Origin of the sequence: Streptomyces roseolilacinus, assembly GCF_014649335.1 — a bacterium.
Classification (GTDB): domain Bacteria; phylum Actinomycetota; class Actinomycetes; order Streptomycetales; family Streptomycetaceae; genus Streptomyces; species Streptomyces roseolilacinus.
In genome coordinates this window covers 55,490-72,777 of sequence record NZ_BMSV01000007.1, presented here as the reverse complement: position 1 = coordinate 72,777, position 17,288 = coordinate 55,490, and the positions used below count along the sequence as shown (strand labels likewise).

The window sequence follows — 17,288 nt, the reverse complement described above, 5'->3', positions numbered from 1 at the left end:
CCCGCGGCCGGTCGTCAGCCCGCCGTCACCCGGGCGCGCACCGCCGCGTCGGGGCCGGCGAGGAGGACCGGGGTGGCGGGGCCGCCCAGGTCGCGGACGGCGGCGCGGTCGGCGTCGGAGACGGCCTCCGCGTCGGAGACGACGGCCGCCGCCTCCAGGGACTTCGCCCCGCTGGCCACGGCCATCGCCACGGCGGTCTGCAGCGCGCTCAGCCGGAGCGACTCCAGCGCGACCGTCCCGGCGACGTACGTCCGCCCGGTCTCGTCCCGGACCGCCGCGCCCTCGGGCACGCCGTTGCGGGCACGGGCGCTGCGCGCCAGCGTGATGATCTTGCGGTCCTCGGGGTCGAGTTCGGTGCTCTGCGTCATGTCCCGAGCATAAGCAGGGCGGCCGGGGAGACCCCGGCCGCCCCGGACGTCGGGGGCCTCAGCCCTGGGCGCCCTTGGCGAACTTGTCGCCACCGCGCTTGGCCAGATCCTCGAAGGCCGAGTGGTCGGGCTTCCCGCCCATCGGGACGTACGCCAGGCGCGTCAGGCCGGCTCCCTGGCGGGCGACCAGCACGTCGGACTCCAGCTTCATGCCGAGCTGCGGGATGTCCATGGTCAGCCGCACGCCGACGGCCTCCTCGCCGACCTGCGGGACGGTCAGCTTCTGCGAGGTGATCGTCATCTTCTCGCCGTCCTGGGCGGTCGTGAAGGTCGCGCACGGGCCGATGGCGTCGGTCACGCTCTTGACGAAGGCGGTCGCGGCGGCGCCGTCGGCGTAGGTGAAGATCTGCTGGGCCAGCATCGCGCTGTCGTTCCCCCGGGCGAACTCGCGGTTCCCGCCCATCGTGGCGCCGTCGATCTTGGCGGACATCAGCAGCGCCAGCGGCCGGCACTCGGGCTTCTCCGCCTGCGGCCGGTCGTCCGAGGAGGCGGCCGGCTCGACCTTCCAGCCGGTCGGCAGGTCGGCGACCTCCAGGAGGCCCGCCTTCATCTGCGCGTCGGTGAGCGCGGCGGCGGCGGGCTTCTGCTCGGCGCTGCCGCCGCTCTCGGCGGCCTTCGGCTGGTCGTCCTTCTTCTCGGACGAGCCGCCGCACGCGGCGGTCAGGAACAGGGCGGACGTGGTGAGCGCCACGACGGCGCCACGACGCATACGCATACGCATAAGGATTCGACTCCCCAACAACAGTAGTGATCTCGGGGAGCCAGCGGTTCCCCCCTCCCCGCCCTCGCGGGCCGCAGTGAGGATAACCGCCGCCACCGACGACCACTCCGCGTGGGGCTACGGCCGGTCCCGGCGCGGCCGCTCGGCCCTCGGCAGGCCGGCGACGACCAGGTCGTAGGAGTCCTCGATCAACTCCCTGACCAGGGCCGCCGGCAGCCCGGAGACCGTCACCGTGTTCCAGTGCCGCTTGTTCATGTGGTAGCCGGGGACGACGGCGTCCGGGTGCTCGGCCCGCAGGCGGACCGCGTTCTCCGGCTCGCACTTGAGGTTCACGGTGAGCGGCCGCGCGTCGAGCGCGCCGAGGGCGAACATCCTCCCGCCGACCTTGAAGACCGAGGTCCGCGGGCCGAAGGGGAACTCCTCCACCGCGGCGTCGAAGTCCAGGCAGAACGCCCTCAGCTGCTCGGGGGTCACGCGGCCTCGTCCTCCGGCTCCGGCGGCACCGGCTCGGCCAGCACGGTCACGATCCTGTTGCGGCGGCCCGCCGGGGACTCGGCGGTCAGCCGCAGCGCCCGTCCGTCGGGCAGGTCGACCACGGCCGTCGCCCCGGCGATCGGGACGCGGCCGAGCGCCTTGGCGAGCAGCCCGCCGACCGTCTCCACGTCCTCGTCGTCGTAGGCGTCGAGCCCGAACAGCTCGCCGAGGTCGCCGATGTCGAGGCGGGCCGTCACCCGGTAGCGGCCGTCGCCGAGCTCCTCGACGGGCGGCAGCTCGCGGTCGTACTCGTCGGTGATCTCACCGACGATCTCCTCCAGGATGTCCTCGATGGTGACGATCCCGGCCGTGCCGCCGTACTCGTCGATGACCACCGCGCAGTGGTTGCGCTCCCGCTGCATCTCGCGCAGCAGGTCGCCGGCGTTCTTGGTGTCCGGCACGAACGACGCCGCCCGCATCGTCGTGGACACCAGGTCGGCCTCCGACTCCCGGTTGATGTGCGTCTTGCGGACCAGGTCCTTCAGGTACACGATGCCGACCACGTCGTCCTCGCTCTCCCCGGTGACCGGGATGCGCGAGAAGCCCGAACGCAGCGCGAGGGTCAGGGCCTGCCGGACGGTCTTGTACCGCTCGATCGACACCAGGTCCGTGCGCGGCACCATCACCTCGCGGACCAGGGTGTCGCCCAGCTCGAAGACCGAGTGCACCATGCGGCGCTCGTCGTCCTCGATGAGGGACTCCTGCTCCGCCAGGTCGACCATGGCGCGCAGCTCCGCCTCGGACGCGAACGGCCCCTTGCGGAAGCCCTTGCCGGGGGTGAGCGCGTTGCCGATGAGGATCAGCAGCTGGGGGACCGGCCCCATGACGCGGGCCAGCGGCAGCAGCACGTACGCCGCCGCCGTCGCCGTGTTCAGCGGGTGCTGGCGGCCGATGGTGCGCGGCGAGACGCCGACGGCGACGTACGAGACGAGCACCATCACGCCGATCGCCACGACCAGCGCGCTCCACGTCTCCCGGAACTCCTCCAGGCAGGCGTACGTGACGAGCGCGCCCGCGGCCGTCTCGCAGGCGACCCGGACGAGCAGCGCCACGTTCAGGTACCGGGTGGGGTCGGAGGCCACCTGGGCGAGCCTGGCCGCGCCGCGCCGCCCGGACCGCACCGCCTCGTCGGCCCGGAAGCTGGAGACGCGCGCGAGGCCCGCCTCCGCACAGGCGGCGAGCCACGCGACCACGACCAGCGCCACGGCCCCCAGGACGAGTTGACCGGTCATGAGACGGTCGGCGCCGGGGAGGGGCCGGTCAGGCCCTTCTCCGCCCGCCAGCCGTCGACGATCGCCGCCTGGAGCCCGAACATCTCGGCCTTCTCGTCGGGCTCCTCGTGGTCGTAGCCGAGGAGGTGCAGCACCCCGTGGACGGTGAGCAGCTGCAGCTCCTCGTCCATGGAGTGCTGGGTGGGCGCCTCGCGGCCCTGCCGCTCGGCGACCTCGGGGCAGAGCACGATGTCACCGAGGAGCCCCTGCGGGGGCTCCTCGTCGTCCTTCGACGGCGGACGCAGTTCGTCCATCGGGAAGGACATGACATCCGTCGGACCCGGCAGGTCCATCCACTGCAGGTGCAGCTCCTCCATCGCCTCGGCGTCCACGACGATCACCGACAGCTCGGACAGGGGGTGGATGCGCATCCGCGCGAGCGCGTAGCGGGCGACGTCGAGGATCGCCTGCTCGTCGACCTCGGTGCCGGACTCGTTGTTGACGTCGATCGACATGGTGCTGTTCGGTCTCTCGCTTCGGATGGTCAGCGCCCGTTCTGGGTGTCGTACTTCTCGTACGCGTCGACGATACGGCCGACCAGCTTGTGCCGTACGACGTCGTGCGACGTGAGGCGGGAGAAGTGGACGTCCGGCACGCCGTCGAGGATGTCCTGCACCTGCCGCAGACCGCTCTTGGTGCCGTTGGGCAGGTCGACCTGGGTGACGTCACCGGTGATGACGATCTTCGAGTCGAAGCCGAGCCGGGTCAGGAACATCTTCATCTGCTCGGGGTTCGTGTTCTGCGCCTCGTCGAGGATGATGAACGCGTCGTTGAGCGTCCGGCCGCGCATGTACGCCAGCGGCGCGACCTCGATCGTGCCCGCCGCCATCAGGCGCGGGATCGAGTCGGGGTCGAGCATGTCGTGCAGCGCGTCGTACAGCGGCCGCAGGTACGGGTCGATCTTCTCGTAGAGCGTGCCCGGCAGGAAGCCGAGCCGCTCGCCCGCCTCGACGGCGGGCCGGGTCAGGATGATCCGGTTGACCTGCTTGGACTGCAGGGCCTGGACCGCCTTCGCCATGGCGAGATAGGTCTTGCCGGTACCGGCCGGGCCGATGCCGAAGACGATCGTGTGCTTGTCGATCGCGTCGACGTACCGCTTCTGGTTGAGCGTCTTGGGACGGATGGTGCGCCCGCGGCTGGAGAGGATGTTCTGGGTGAGGACCTCGGACGGCGTCTCCGCGGCCGCTCCCCCGGTCTCCTCCTTGAGCATGGCGATCGAGCGTTCCACCGCGTCCTCCGTCATGGGCTGCCCCGTGCGCAGCACCAGCATCATCTCGTCGAACAGCCGCTGGATGAGGGCCACCTCGGCGGCCTCGCCCACCGCGCTGATCTCGTTGCCCCGCACATGGATGTCGGCACGGGGGAACGCCCGCTCGATCACGCGGAGCAGGGAGTCGCCCGAGCCGAGCACGGTCACCATCGGATGCTTGGCGGGTACGGTGAAGTGGGCTCGTACCTGGTCTGTGGGTGTCTGAGTCATGGGCCGGCACTGTGGCCTGCGCATACCTCCTGTTGCAGGGTTCTCGCCGCTCGACAACCTCTGTACCGTCCAGGGTACGGCGTACGGCTCGCAACCCAGAAGGCTTTTCCGCCGCCTCAGGGGGACCGGCGGAACCCGATGGTCGGCACCGCGCGGCGCAGCGGCCAGGGCCGGGTGGGCGCGGGCAGCAGCGCGTCGAGGAACCCGTACCGGCGCAGCGCGGCCGGGTCCTGGTCGGAGCAGCCCTGGACGTACTGCCACCAGGCGGCGACCTCGACCCAGCCGGGCGCGGACAGCGACCCGCCGAACTCCTGCACCGACAGCGCGGCCGTCAGCCCGGCGAAGGCCAGCCGGTCGGCGAGCGGCCACCCGGCGAGCGTGCCGGTGAGGAACCCGGCCACGAACACGTCCCCCGCGCCGGTCGGGTCCAGCGCGGCGACCTCGATGGCCGGCACCTCGGCCGTCTCGCCCGTGCCGCCGTCCACGGCGTACGCGCCGTCCGCGCCGAGCGTGACCACCGCGAGCGGCACCCGGTCGGCGAGGGCGCGGGCGGCGGCGCGCGGGCAGTCGGTGCGGGTGTAGCGCACGGCCTCCTCGGCGTTGGGCAGGAACGCCTCGCAGTGCTCCAGGTCGGGCAGCGCGGCCAGGTCCCAGCGGCCGGTCTCGTCCCACCCCACGTCGGCGAAGATCCGCGTCCGGCGGCGGGCCGCCTGCGCCACCCACTCCTCGGAGCGGCCGGGCACGAGGGAGGCGACCGCCCCCCGCGCGCGGGGCGGGCAGGTGGGGACGGACCCCTCCGGGGGCGGCGCCTCGTGACCGTGCGACACCATCGTGCGTTCGCCGTCGAAGGCCATGGACACCGTCACCGGGGAGTGCCATCCGGGCACGGTCCGCGACCGGGACAGGTCGATGCCCTCGCCCTGTTCGAGCGCGTCCCAGCAGTACTCGCCGTAGTGGTCGTCACCGAACGCGGCGGCGAGGGAGGTGCGCAGCCCCAGCCGGGCCAGGGCGGTCGCCATGTTGGCGACGCCGCCGGGGCTGGAGCCCATGCCGCGCGCCCAGGTCTCCGTGCCCTTCGCCGGGGCGCTGTCCAGGCCGGTGAAGACGATGTCGAGGAACACCGTGCCGGTCAGGAACACGTCGCAGTCGGGGTCCGCGGGGGTGCGGAGCGTACCCAGCGGGTCGACGCCGGCGGTGTGCCGGTACGGCTGTCCTCCGATGGGGTCGGGCGTGGTCACGGCGGGCTCCCCGGTCGCGCGGCGCTGGTTCTGCCAGTGTGCCCGATCCGCCGCGCGCCCCGGCCCGCGATCCCGCCCGCGTCAGTCGAAGGTGTACGCGTCGACCTCGGCCAGGTACCGCGCGCGCAGCTCCTCGTCGTGGTCGAGGAACGCCGCCTCGAAGGAGTTGCGGGCGAGCCGGCGCAGGTCGTCCTCGGTGAGGGCGAGGGCCTCGCGGACGGCGTGGAAGGTGTCCCCCACGTATCCGCCGAAGTAGGCGGGGTCGTCGGAGTTGACGGTGACCAGCAGTCCGGCGTCCATCATCGCCTTCAGCGGGTGGTCCTCCAGGAGGTCCACGGCGCGCAGCCGGACGTTGGACAGCGGGCACAGGGTGAGCGGCACCCGGTCCCGCACCAGCCGCCGCACCAGCTCCGGGTCCTCCATGGCGCGCAGCCCGTGGTCGATCCGCTCGACGCCGAGGACGTCCAGGGCCTCGCGGACGTACGAGGGCGGGCCCTCCTCGCCGGCGTGGGCGACCTTCCGCAGGCCCAGCGCGGCGGCCGCCTCGTACACCTCGCGGAACTCGGCGGGCGGGTGGCCGACCTCCGCCGAGTCCAGTCCGACGCCGGCGATGTGGCGCAGGTACGGCTTCGCGGCGTCGAGGGTCTCCCGCGCGGCCTCGGCGGACCGGTCCCGCAGGAAGCACATGATCAGCTGCGTGGTGACGCCGTGCCGCTCCTCGCTGCGCTCCAGCGCCCGGGCGAGGCCCTCGACGACGGTGCCGAGGGGGATGCCGCGGTCGGTGTGGGCCTGCGGGTCGAAGAAGATCTCGGCGTGCCGGACGCCCTGGGCGGCGGCCCGCGCCAGGTAGGCGTCGGCGAGCTCGGCGAAGTCGTCCGCGGTGCGCAGGACGGTCATGAGCGCGTAGTACAGGTCGAGGAACGACCGGAGGTCGTCGAACCGGTACGCCCGGCGCAGCTCCTCCGTGTCGGCGTAGGGCAGGTCGACGCCGTTGCGGGCGGCGAGGGCGAAGGCCAGCTCGGGTTCGAGGGTGCCCTCGATGTGGAGGTGGAGCTCCGCCTTGGGGAGGTGTTCGGGGAGGTTCATGGCGGCGGTCCCTAGGGGCGCTTGGGGAGGGGGACGCGGACGAGGTCCTGGGCGACGGTCAGCTCGCCGTCGAACCCCGCCGCGCGGGCCTGGCGTTCGAAGGCGGACGGGTCGCCGTAGCGTTGCGAGAAGTGGGTGAGGACGAGGTGCCGGACGCCCGCGTCGCGGGCGGCGGCGGCGGCCTGGCCCGCGGTCAGGTGGCCGTGCTCGACGGCGAGGTCGGTGTCCTCGTCGAGGAACGTCGACTCGATGACGAGCAGGTCGCAGCCCTCGGCGAGCGCGTGGACGCCGTCGCAGAGGCGGGTGTCCATGACGAAGGCGAAGCGCTGGCCGGGCCGTACCTCGCTGACGTCCTCCAGCCGGACCCCGCGCAGGACGCCCTCCCGCTGGAGGACGCCCACGTCGGGGCCCTTGACGCCGTGCGCCGCGAGCCGCTCGGGCAGCATGCGGCGGCCGTCCGGTTCCGTCAGCCGGTAGCCGAACGACTCGACGGGGTGCGACAGGCGGCGGGCCTCCAGCGTGTACCCGGGGGTCCGCGCGACGGGCCCGTCGACGGCGACGGGTGCCTCCACGACGTCGGCGCGCTCGCGGTAGGCGGTGGCGTACCGCAGCCGTTCGAAGAACCGCTGCCCGGACGCCGGGTAGTGGGCGGTGACGGGGTGCGGGACCTGGTCCAGGTTGATGCGCTGGATGACCCCGGCGAGGCCGAGGCTGTGGTCGCCGTGGAAGTGCGTGACGCAGATCCGGTCGATGTCGTGCGCGGCGACCCCGGCGCGCAGCATCTGGCGCTGGGTGCCCTCGCCCGGGTCGAAGAGGATGCCCTCGCCGTCCCAGCGGAGCAGGTAGCCGTTGTGGTTGCGGTGGCGTGTGGGCACCTGGCTTGCGGTGCCCAGCACGACGAGCTCTCGTACGGACACGCGGTCTATCCGGGGGGCCACTCGAGGCCGCGGCCGCCGAGGACGTGGGCGTGCGCGTGGAAGACGGTCTGGCCGGCCCCGGCGCCCGTGTTGAACACGATCCGGTAGCCGGCGTCGTCGGTCTTCTCCTGCGCGGCGACCTCCCCGGCCTCGCGCAGGACGTCGGCGGCGATCCCCGGCGCCGCGGCGGCGAGCGCGGCGGCGTCGGCGTGGTGCTCCTTGGGGATGACCAGCACGTGGGTGGGTGCCTGCGGGTTGATGTCGCGGAAGGCGACGGTGGTCTCCGTCTCCCGGACGATCGTCGCCGGCACCTCCCCCACCACGATCTTGCAGAACAGGCAGTCGCTGCGCGGCTCTCCGGCCATGCCGGCGGCCCCCTCTCGACTCGGACGGCGGGTACCTCCGTACCCTATCGCCGCCCGGGGGGCCGCCTCAGGACCACCGTCCGGTGCGCCCGAGGAGGAGTGCCGTCGCCGCCGTGCCGGCCGTGGAGGTGCGCAGGACGCTCCGCCCGAGCCGGTACGGCCTGGCGCCGGCCTCCGCGAACGCGGCGAGCTCGTCGGGCGCGACGCCGCCCTCGGGGCCGACGACCAGGACGATGTCGCCGGTCGCGGGCAGCGGGGCGGTGGCGAGCGGCTCGGCGCCCTCCTCGTGCAGCACGGCCGCGAAGTCGGCGTCCGCCAGCAGCCGGGCCACCGCCCTGGTGCCGGCCGCCTCCGCGACGTCCGGGAAGCGGAGCCTGCGGGACTGCTTGCCCGCCTCGCGCGCGGTGGCCCGCCACTTCGCCAGCGCCTTCGCGCCGCGCTCGCCCTTCCACTGGGTGATGCACCGCGACGCCGCCCACGGCACGACCGCGTCGACACCGGTCTCGGTCATCGTCTCGACGGCCAGTTCGCCCCGGTCGCCCTTGGGCAGGGCCTGCACGACGGTGATGCGGGGCGCGGGCGCGGGCTCGTCCCGCACCCGTGCGACGGCCACGTCGAGGCGGTCCTTGCCCTCGACGGCGGCGACGGTGCCGTACGCGCCGCGCCCGGCGCCGTCCGTGAGGACGACCTCCTCGCCGACCCGCAGCCGGCGCACCGACACGGCGTGCCGGCCCTCGGGCCCGTCCAGGGTGAGCACCGCGCCGGGCGCGGCGGCCGTCAGGTCGTCGGCGACGAAGACGGGGGCGGTCATGACGTACCTCCCACGGCCAGCTCGGAGACGGCCGACCGGAGTTCGCAGTGGAGTACTTCGACGAGCTGCCCGGCGGGCAGCTCCCGGGCCAGGCGGTGGCCCTGGCCGGCCCACAGGGCCATGCCCTGCGGGTCCTTCGCCCTGGCCGCGGCCTTGCGCAGGCCGCTGGTCAGGTGGTGCACCTCGGGGTACGCGGCCGGGGCGTACGGCCCGTGCTCCCGCACGAACCGGTTGACCAGGCTCCGGGCGGGGCGGCCGGAGAAGGCGCGGGTGAGTTCGGTGTGGGTGAACAGCGGGTCCGTCACGGCCCGCTTGTGCAGCGGGTCGGCGGCGGACTCCGGGCACACCAGGAACGCGGTGCCCAGTTGCGCGGCCTCGGCGCCCGCCGCGAGGACGGCGGCGATCTGGCCGCCGCGCATCAGGCCCCCCGCGGCGAGCATCGGCAGCCGCACCGCCTCGCGGACCTGGGTGATCAGCGCCAGCAGCCCGGTGCCGGAGCCCTCGGTCTCCGGGTCGTCCCGGTGGGTGCCCTGGTGGCCGCCCGCCTCGACGCCCTGCACGCACACGGCGTCGGCGCCGGCGCGTTCGGCGGCCCGCGCCTCGTCGGGGCCGGTGACCGTCACGACGGTGCGGGTGCCCACCCGCGCGAAGGCCGCCAGCGTGTCGGGCGCGGGGCAGCCGAACGTGAAGGACACGACCGGTACCGGGTCGTCGAGGAGGATCGCCAGCTTCGCGTCGTAGCCGTCGTCCCGGCCGGCGTCGGGGTCGCCGAGCGGTGTCTCGTACCAGGCGGCCTCACCGGCGAGCTGCTGGCGGTACACCTCGACGGCGGCGGCGTCCGCCTGGCCCGGCTGCGGCATGAACAGGTTCACGCCGAAGGGGCGGGCGGTGAGGCCCCGGAGCTGCTGGACCTCCCGGTACATGCCGTCGGCCGTCTTGTACCCGGCGGCCAGGAAGCCGAGGCCGCCCGCCTCGGACACGGCGGCGACGAGCTGCGGACACGAGGCGCCACCGGCCATGGGGGCCTGCACGATCGGGTAACGGCAGAGATCGGTCAGCGCGGAGGACATGCACGCATGGTGTCACGCCCCCGCGGCCCCCTCGAAGCCCCCGGTTCCGGGCGCCGCGGCCGGGCCCGGCCGCGGCGGGCGCCCGCCGGCGGCGGGGTGGTCCGGGGGCGTGCCCCGGACCACCGGAGCGCGCCGCCGGGGCCCGCTAGCGTCCGTTGAAGGCGTCCTTCAGCCGCGAGAAGAGGCCCTGCTGGCCCGGGGCGAACTGGCCGGTCGGCCGTTCCTCCCCGCGCAGCTTCGCCAGGTCGCGCAGCAGGCGCTCCTGCTCCGCGTCCAGCTTCGTGGGCGTCTGGACCTCGACGTGGACGATCAGGTCGCCGCGCCCGCCGCCGCGCAGGTGCGTGACGCCGCGGCCGTGCAGCGGGATCGACTGGCCCGACTGCGTACCCGGCCGGATGTCGACCTCCTCCATGCCGTCGAGCGTCTCCAGCGGCACCTTCGTGCCGAGCGCGCCCGCCGTCATCGGGATCGTCACCGTGCAGTGCAGGTCGTCGCCGCGCCGCTGGAACACCGGGTGCGGCAGCTCGTGGATCTCCACGTACAGGTCGCCCGCCGGGCCGCCGCCGGGGCCGACCTCGCCCTCGCCGGCGAGCTGGATGCGCGTGCCGTTGTCGACGCCGGCCGGGATCTTGACCGTGAGCGTCCGGCGGGACCGCACCCGGCCGTCGCCGGCGCACTCGGGGCACGGCGTCGGCACGACCGTGCCGAAGCCCTGGCACTGCGGGCAGGGGCGGGACGTCATGACCTGGCCCAGGAAGGACCGCGTCACCTGCGACACCTCGCCGCGGCCGCGGCACATGTCGCACGTCTGCGCCGAGGTGCCCGGCGCGGCGCCCTCACCGGAGCACGTCGTGCACACGACGGCCGTGTCGACCTGGATGTCCTTCGTCGTGCCGAAGGCCGCCTCGTCGAGCTCGATCTCCAGCCGGATCATCGCGTCCTGGCCGCGGCGGGTGCGCGACCGGGGGCCGCGCTGGGACGCCGTGCCGAAGAAGGCGTCCATGATGTCGGAGAAGTTCCCGAAGCCGCCCGCGCCGAAGCCCGCGCCCGCTCCGGCCCCGCCGGACGACAGGGGGTCGCCGCCGAGGTCGTAGACCTGCTTCTTCTGCGGGTCCGACAACACCTCGTAGGCGGCGTTGATCTCCTTGAACCGCTCCTGCGTCTTCGGATCGGGGTTGACATCCGGGTGCAGCTCGCGGGCGAGCCGGCGGAATGCCTTCTTGATCTCGTCCTGGGACGCGTCGCGGCGCACGCCGAGTACGGCGTAGTAGTCCGTGGCCACTTACGACTCCGCCAGGATCTGTCCGACGTAACGTGCCACTGCGCGTACCGCTCCCATCGTTCCGGGGTAGTCCATGCGGGTCGGTCCGACCACGCCGAGTTTGGCGACCGCCTCGCCGCCCGAACCGTAGCCGACCGCGACGACGGACGTGGAGTTGAGCCCCTCGTGGGCGTTCTCGTGGCCGATACGTACGGTCATGGCCGGATCCGTCGCCTCACCGAGCAGCTTGAGGAGCACGACCTGCTCCTCCAGTGCCTCCAGCACGGGCCGGATGGTGAGCGGGAAGTCGTGCCCGAAGCGCGTGAGATTGGCGGTCCCGCCGATCACCAGGCGCTCCTCGGTCTCCTCCACCAGCGTCTCCAGCAGCGTGGAGAGCACCGTGGAGACGGTCCCGCGGTCCTCCGGATCGAAGGACTCCGGGAGGTCCTGCACCAGCTGCGGCACGTCGGTGAACCGCCGTCCGACGACCTGGCTGTTCAGCCGGGCGCGCAGGTCGGCGACGGACGTCTCGCCGAAGGGGGCGGGGCAGTCGACCATGCGCTGCTCCACCCGCCCGGTGTCCGTGATCAGGACGAGCATCAGCCGGGCCGGGGCCAGCGACAGCAGCTCGACGTGGCGCACGGTCGACCGGGTCAGCGACGGGTACTGCACGACCGCGACCTGGCGGGTCAGCTGGGCGAGCAGGCGGACCGTGCGCCCCACGACGTCGTCCAGGTCCACCGCGCCGTCCAGGAAGTTCTGGATGGCCCGGCGCTCCGGCGACGACAGCGGCTTGACTCCGGCGAGCTTGTCGACGAAGAGGCGGTAGCCCTTGTCCGTGGGGATGCGCCCGGCGCTGGTGTGGGGCTGGGCGATGAAGCCCTCCTCCTCCAGCACCGCCATGTCGTTGCGCACGGTGGCCGGCGACACGCCGAGCTTGTGGCGCTCGGTGAGCGCCTTGGAGCCGACGGGCTCCTCCGTGCCGACGTAGTCCTGGACGATGGCGCGCAGCACTTCGAGTCTGCGTTCACTGAGCACGGCGCGCACCTCCAGCTGGCTCCGGTCGGCTGACGTCTGCTGGCACTCACCGTGTTCGAGTGCCAATCATCCCCGCGGCCAGTGTACGGCGCCGAGGTCAATGCCTGGCAAGGGCGACGTGACGAGCGCGACGGCGCACGGCGGTCGATCACCGTACCGCGCGCCGGTCGCGGGCATTGCCGATAGCGTCGCGGTATGGACGTCGGCTGGGAAGAGTCAGGGTGGGAACGGCTCGCGGCCGGGGTGGGCCGCAGGCGCCTGCCCGGCTGGGACGCCACGGTCGGGCTGGTCGTCGGGGACGACGCCGCCCTGCTGTTCGACGCGGGTTCCACCCTGGGGGAGGGCGCGCGGATCCGCGCCCAGGTCCAGGGGCTGCTGGGCGGGCGGCGCGTGACGCACATCGCACTGAGCCACCCGCACTTCGACCACGTGCTGGGCGCCGCCGCGTTCGCGGGCGCGCAGGTGTTCGGCGCCGTGGGCCTGGACGAGGTGCTGGTGCGGGAGCGGGACGCGCTGCGGGCGGACGCGGTGCGGGAGGGCGTCGCCCCGGACGAGGCGGGCGAGGCCGTGGACGTGCTGGTGCACCCGCACCACCTGGTGTGCGGCGAGTGGACGCTCGACCTGGGCGGCCGGCAGGTGCTGCTGGCGAACGTGGGGCCCGGGCACACGGGCCACGACCTGGCGCTGCTGGTGCCGGGCGCGGCGGGCGACGGGCCGCCCGAGGTGGTGTTCTGCGGGGACCTGGTGGAGGAGTCGGGCGAGCCCCAGGCGGGCCCGGACGCGATCCCGTCGTGCTGGCCGGCCGCGCTGGACCGGCTGCTGGAGCTGGGCGGGCGGGACGCGTTGTACGTGCCGGGGCACGGCGCGGTGGTGGACGCCGCGTTCGTACGCGCCCAACGCGATGAGCTGGCCCGCCGGTTCGCGGTGTCGTAGCGTCTGGCGCATGCGTGCCTACGACCCGGATCTGACCCCTCGGTGGAAGAAGCAGGCCCCCGTGCCGGAGGTGCCCGCCGAGCCGGACCTGGTGGTCGAGGAGGCCGGCACCGGGTTCTGCGGGGCGGTGGTGCGGTGCGAGGCGGGCGCGGTGACGCTGGAGGACCGGTTCGGCAGGCACCGGGTCTTCCCGCTCGTCCCGCGCGGCTTCCTGCTGGAGGGCCGCGCGGTGACCCTGGTCCGCCCGGCCGCCCCCGCGCCGGCGCGGCCGTCCCGTACGGCGTCCGGGTCGGTCGCCGTGCCGGGCGCGCGGGCCCGGGTGGCGCGGGCGGGGCGGATCTACGTGGAGGGCCGCCACGACGCCGAGCTGGTGGAGAAGGTGTGGGGCGACGACCTGCGCATCGAGGGCGTCGTCGTGGAGTACCTGGAGGGCGTCGACGACCTGCCGGCGATCGTCCGCGACTTCCGACCCGGCCCGGACGCCCGGCTCGGGGTGCTGGTGGACCACCTGGTGCCGGGGTCGAAGGAGTCGCGGATCGCCGCGTCGGTCACGGACCCGCACGTCCTGGTGGTGGGGCACCCGTACGTCGACGTGTGGCAGGCGGTGAAGCCGTCGTCGCTGGGCATCCCGGCCTGGCCGGCCGTGCCGCACGGCCAGGACTGGAAGACGGGCGTGTGCCGGGCCCTGGGCTGGCCGGAGAACACCGGCGCGGCCTGGCGCCACGTCCTGGGCCGGGTCCGGTCGTACCGGGACCTGGAGCCGGCGCTGCTGGGCCGGGTCGAGGAGCTGATCGACTGGGTGACGGCCCCGGCGTAGCGCTCAGTCCACCAGGTCCCGCACGACGGCGTCGGCGAGCAGCCGGCCGCGCAGGGTGAGGACGGCGCGGCCCTCGGCGTAGGGGCCCGTCTCCAGGAGCCCCTCCCCCGCCGCGCGCTCCGCCGCGGACAGGCCCGCCGGGCGCAGCAGCGACAGGGGGATGCCGTCCCGGAGCCGCAGCTCCAGCAGGACGCGCTCCACGCGGCGGTCCTCCTCCGTCAGGACCTCCCGGCCGGCGCCCGGGGAACGGCCCTCCGCGAGGGCGGCGGCGTAGGCGCCGGGGTGCTTCACGTTCCACCAGCGGACGCCGCCGACGTGGCTGTGCGCGCCGGGCCCGGCGCCCCACCAGTCGGCGCCGCGCCAGTACAGCTCGTTGTGGAGGCAGCGGCCCGCCTCGGAGGCGGCCCAGTTCGACACCTCGTACCAGTGGAACCCGGCCTCGGCGAGGACGGAGTCCGCGATCAGGTACCGGTCGGCGTGCACGTCGTCGTCGGTCATCGGCACCTCGCCGCGCCGGATGCGGCGGGCGAGCCCGGTGCCCTCCTCGACGATCAGCGCGTACGCGGAGACGTGGTCGGGGCCGGCGCCGATCGCGGCGTCGAGGGAGGCCCGCCAGTCGTCGTCGCTCTCGCCGGGGGTGCCGTAGATCAGGTCGAGGTTGACGTGGTCGAAGCCGGCGGCGCGGGCCTCGGCGACGCACGCCTCGGGACGGCCGGGGGTGTGGGTGCGGTCGAGGACCTTCAGGACGTGCCGCCGGGCGCTCTGCATGCCGAAGGAGATCCGGTTGAAGCCGCCCTCGCGGAGCGCGGCCAGGTATGCCGGGTCGACGGACTCCGGGTTGGCCTCCGTGGTGATCTCGGCGTCGTCCGCGAGGCCGAACTCGTCCCGGACGGCGCCGAGCATGCGGACGAGGTCCTCCGCGGCGAGCAGCGTGGGCGTGCCGCCGCCGACGAAGACCGTCCGCACGGGGCGGGGGTCGTCGCCGAGGACCTTGCGGGCGAGCCGGACCTCGTCGGCGAGGGTCGCCGCGTAGTTGTCGCGGGAGGCGAGGACGCCGCCGGAGCCGCGCAGCTCGGTGGCGGTGTAGGTGTTGAAGTCGCAGTAGCCGCAGCGGGTCGCGCAGTACGGCACGTGCAGGTAGAACCCGAGCGGCCGCTCCGCGCGCCCGTCGAGGGCGGACGGGGGCAGGGACCCGTCCTCGGGCACGGGCTCACCATCGGGCAGTACGGAAGGCATGGGGTCCATTGTCCGTCACCGCCGCGGTGTGCGGCGCGGCGGTGACGGACGGGCGGACGGACGGCGGCCGGCCGGTGTGCGGGCGGGTGTGCCGGCCGGTGGTGCGGGCGCCGTACGGGCCGGTCGGTGCGGGCGCCGTACGGGCGGCCGGTGCGGTGCCCGCGGCGGTCAGGCCTCGCGGGCGCCCTCGTACATCTCCTCGATGAGGCCCTTGTACTCGCGCTCCACCACGGGCCGCTTCAGCTTGAGGCTCGGGGTCAGCTCGCCGTGCTCCACGTCGAGGTCGCGCGGCAGCAGCCGGAACTTCTTGATCGTCTGCCAGCGCTGCAGTCCCGCGTTGAGCCGGTCCACGTACCCCTGGACCATGTCCTCGACCTGCCGCGTCGCGACCAGCTCGGCGTACGGCCGGCCGCCGAGGCCCCGCTCCTGCGCCCAGCCCTGCAGCGCCGCCTCGTCGAGCGCGATGAGCGCGCTGCAGTAGTTCCGGTCGGCGCCGAGGACGACGATGTTGGAGACGAACGGGCACAGCGCCTTGAAGTGGCCCTCGACCTCAGTCGGCGCGACGTACTTGCCGCCGGACGTCTTGAACAGGTCCTTCTTCCGGTCGGTGATCCTCAGGTAGCCGTCGGCGGACAGTTCGCCGATGTCCCCGGTGTGGAACCAGCCGTCCGGCTCCAGCACCTCGGCGGTCTTCTCGGGCAGCTTGTGGTAGCCCTCCATGATGCCGGGGCCGCGCAGCAGGATCTCGCCGTCCTCCGCGATGCGCACCTCGCAGCCGGGCAGCGGCTTGCCGACCGTGCCGGTGCGGTACGCCTCGCCCGGGTTCACGAAGGAGGCGGCGGACGACTCCGTCAGGCCGTACCCCTCCAGGATGTGGATGCCGGCGCCGGAGAAGAAGTAGCCGATCTCCGGGGCGAGTGCGACGGAGCCGGACACGGCGGCGCGCAGCCGCCCGCCGAACGCCGCGCGCAGCTTGGAGTACACGAGCGCGTCCGCGACCCGGTGCTTCGCGGCGAGGCCCAGGGGCGCCTTCGCCCGGCCGGTGCGGCGGAAGCTGTCCTGGGTGGCCTTGGCGTGGTCGCGGGCGACGCCGGCCGCCCACTGGAAGATCCGGTACTTGGCGGGGCCGCCGGCGCGGGCCTTCGCGGCGACGCCGTTGTAGACCTTCTCGAAGATGCGGGGCACGGCCGCCATGTACGTCGGCTGGACGACCGGCAGGTTCTCGATGATCTTGTCGATGCGGCCGTCGACGGCGGTGACGTGGCCGACCTCGATCTGCCCGGAGGTCAGCACCTTGCCGAAGACGTGGGCGAGCGGCAGCCACAGGTACTGCACGTCGTCGTCGCGGATCAGGCCGGTCGCGCCGATGGCCTTCGCCATGTACGACCAGTTGTCGTGCGGGAGGCGCACGCCCTTGGGGCGGCCCGTGGTGCCGGAGGTGTAGATGAGGGTGGCGAGCTGGTCGGCGGTGATCACCTCGATCCGCTCCCGGACCGCGTCGGGGTGCTTCTCCAGGTACGCCCTGCCGCGCTCCTCCAGGTCCGCGAGGGACAGCACCCAGCCGTCCGGGTCGCCGTCGGCGGGCACCGCCGAGGCGGCGTCGATCACCACGACGTGGCGGAGTTCCGGCAGGTCGGCACGGCGCTCCCGGGCCTTCGCGAGCTGGGCGGCGTCCTCGGCGATCAGGACGCGGCTCTCGGAGTCGGCGAGGATGTACGCGGACTCCTCGGCGTTGGTCTGCGGGTAGACGGTGGTCGTGGCGGCCCCGGCGCACATGACGCCCAGGTCGCACAGGATCCACTCGACGCGCGTGGCGGAGGCGAGGGCGACGCGCTCCTCGGGCCGGACGCCGAGGTCGACGAGCCCGGCGGCGATCGCGTACACGCGCTCCGCGGCCTGGGCCCAGCTGAGCGACTTCCAGTCGTCGGGCCCCTGGCCGGCCGGGGACGGCACCGGGTAGCGGTACGCCTCCGCGTCCGGGGTCTTCGCCACCCGCTCGAGGAAGAGGCTCGCCACGGAGGGCGGGCGGTTCTCGATCTGGGTCTGTGTGTCGCTCACGGGCGTCCTCCGGCGGGCCTGGCA

General features: G+C 73.9%; 18 protein-coding genes. 2 read left to right on the top strand and 16 right to left on the bottom strand.

Translation table 11 applies throughout. From position 1 onward, the window contains the following. Nucleotides 1-14 precede the first annotated feature (14 nt). From IE106_RS17990 to hrcA, 14 genes are all read right to left on the bottom strand, one after another. Nucleotides 15-368 (bottom strand): cytidine deaminase-like protein, encoded by a 354-nt coding sequence (locus IE106_RS17990; RefSeq protein WP_189535223.1) that lies wholly within the window; start codon nt 366-368, stop codon nt 15-17. A gap of 58 nt (nt 369-426) precedes the next feature. Next, the gene (locus tag IE106_RS17985; RefSeq protein ID WP_189535221.1) at nt 427-1,143 is read right to left on the bottom strand and encodes a sensor domain-containing protein; all 717 of its coding nucleotides are present in this window, start codon (nt 1,141-1,143) and stop codon (nt 427-429) included. A gap of 123 nt (nt 1,144-1,266) precedes the next feature. Further along, a complete protein-coding gene (locus tag IE106_RS17980) occupies nt 1,267-1,623 on the bottom strand; it encodes an MmcQ/YjbR family DNA-binding protein (protein ID WP_189535219.1) in 357 nt (118 codons plus the stop codon). Continuing rightward, entirely contained in the window at nt 1,620-2,915 is a 1,296-nt protein-coding gene (locus IE106_RS17975) for a hemolysin family protein (protein WP_189535218.1), read from the bottom strand. The genes IE106_RS17980 and IE106_RS17975 overlap by 4 nt, the downstream gene beginning before the upstream one ends. Further along, entirely contained in the window at nt 2,912-3,409 is a 498-nt protein-coding gene (ybeY, locus tag IE106_RS17970) for an rRNA maturation RNase YbeY (RefSeq protein ID WP_189535216.1), read from the bottom strand. The genes IE106_RS17975 and ybeY overlap by 4 nt, the downstream gene beginning before the upstream one ends. A gap of 29 nt (nt 3,410-3,438) precedes the next feature. Further along, a complete protein-coding gene (locus tag IE106_RS17965) occupies nt 3,439-4,434 on the bottom strand; it encodes a PhoH family protein (RefSeq protein ID WP_189535214.1) in 996 nt (331 codons plus the stop codon). A gap of 116 nt (nt 4,435-4,550) precedes the next feature. After that, nucleotides 4,551-5,672: a PfkB family carbohydrate kinase gene (locus tag IE106_RS17960; RefSeq protein ID WP_229840574.1), complete on the bottom strand. Its 1,122-nt coding sequence runs from the start codon at nt 5,670-5,672 to the stop codon at nt 4,551-4,553. Between the two features lie 81 nt (nt 5,673-5,753). Continuing rightward, nucleotides 5,754-6,758 carry an adenosine deaminase gene (locus tag IE106_RS17955; RefSeq protein ID WP_189535212.1) on the bottom strand — a complete coding sequence of 335 codons (1,005 nt, stop codon included), beginning with the start codon at nt 6,756-6,758 and terminating at the stop codon, nt 5,754-5,756. An 11-nt stretch (nt 6,759-6,769) separates the two neighbouring features. Next, nucleotides 6,770-7,675, bottom strand: a complete 906-nt coding sequence (locus IE106_RS17950; RefSeq protein WP_189535209.1) for a ribonuclease Z — start codon at nt 7,673-7,675, stop codon at nt 6,770-6,772. A gap of 5 nt (nt 7,676-7,680) precedes the next feature. Further along, nucleotides 7,681-8,040 carry a histidine triad nucleotide-binding protein gene (locus tag IE106_RS17945; RefSeq protein WP_189535207.1) on the bottom strand — a complete coding sequence of 120 codons (360 nt, stop codon included), beginning with the start codon at nt 8,038-8,040 and terminating at the stop codon, nt 7,681-7,683. Between the two features lie 67 nt (nt 8,041-8,107). Next, complete coding sequence (locus tag IE106_RS17940; protein WP_189535205.1) at nt 8,108-8,851, bottom strand: 16S rRNA (uracil(1498)-N(3))-methyltransferase; 744 nt, start codon at nt 8,849-8,851, stop codon at nt 8,108-8,110. Beyond that, the gene (locus IE106_RS17935) at nt 8,848-9,921 is read right to left on the bottom strand and encodes a nitronate monooxygenase (RefSeq protein ID WP_189535203.1); all 1,074 of its coding nucleotides are present in this window, start codon (nt 9,919-9,921) and stop codon (nt 8,848-8,850) included. The genes IE106_RS17940 and IE106_RS17935 overlap by 4 nt, the downstream gene beginning before the upstream one ends. A gap of 145 nt (nt 9,922-10,066) precedes the next feature. Next, nucleotides 10,067-11,203, bottom strand: a complete 1,137-nt coding sequence (dnaJ, locus tag IE106_RS17930; protein ID WP_189535201.1) for a molecular chaperone DnaJ — start codon at nt 11,201-11,203, stop codon at nt 10,067-10,069. After that, complete coding sequence (gene hrcA, locus IE106_RS17925; RefSeq protein ID WP_189535879.1) at nt 11,204-12,220, bottom strand: heat-inducible transcriptional repressor HrcA; 1,017 nt, start codon at nt 12,218-12,220, stop codon at nt 11,204-11,206. Nucleotides 12,221-12,415: 195 nt separating this feature from the next. Here hrcA and IE106_RS17920 point away from each other — a divergent pair, with 195 nt between their 5' ends. Both IE106_RS17920 and IE106_RS17915 read left to right on the top strand, forming a co-directional pair. Beyond that, nucleotides 12,416-13,153, top strand: a complete 738-nt coding sequence (locus IE106_RS17920) for an MBL fold metallo-hydrolase (protein WP_189535199.1) — start codon at nt 12,416-12,418, stop codon at nt 13,151-13,153. Nucleotides 13,154-13,163: 10 nt separating this feature from the next. Next, on the top strand, nt 13,164-13,970 hold the full coding sequence (locus IE106_RS17915) for a DUF3097 domain-containing protein (protein ID WP_189535197.1): 807 nt from the start codon (nt 13,164-13,166) through the stop codon (nt 13,968-13,970). Nucleotides 13,971-13,973: 3 nt separating this feature from the next. Here IE106_RS17915 and hemW read toward each other — a convergent pair whose 3' ends face one another. Then, nucleotides 13,974-15,206: a radical SAM family heme chaperone HemW gene (gene hemW / locus IE106_RS17910; RefSeq protein ID WP_189535195.1), complete on the bottom strand. Its 1,233-nt coding sequence runs from the start codon at nt 15,204-15,206 to the stop codon at nt 13,974-13,976. A gap of 168 nt (nt 15,207-15,374) precedes the next feature. Further along, on the bottom strand, nt 15,375-17,264 hold the full coding sequence (locus tag IE106_RS17905; protein WP_189535193.1) for an AMP-dependent synthetase/ligase: 1,890 nt from the start codon (nt 17,262-17,264) through the stop codon (nt 15,375-15,377). Nucleotides 17,265-17,288 lie beyond the last annotated feature (24 nt).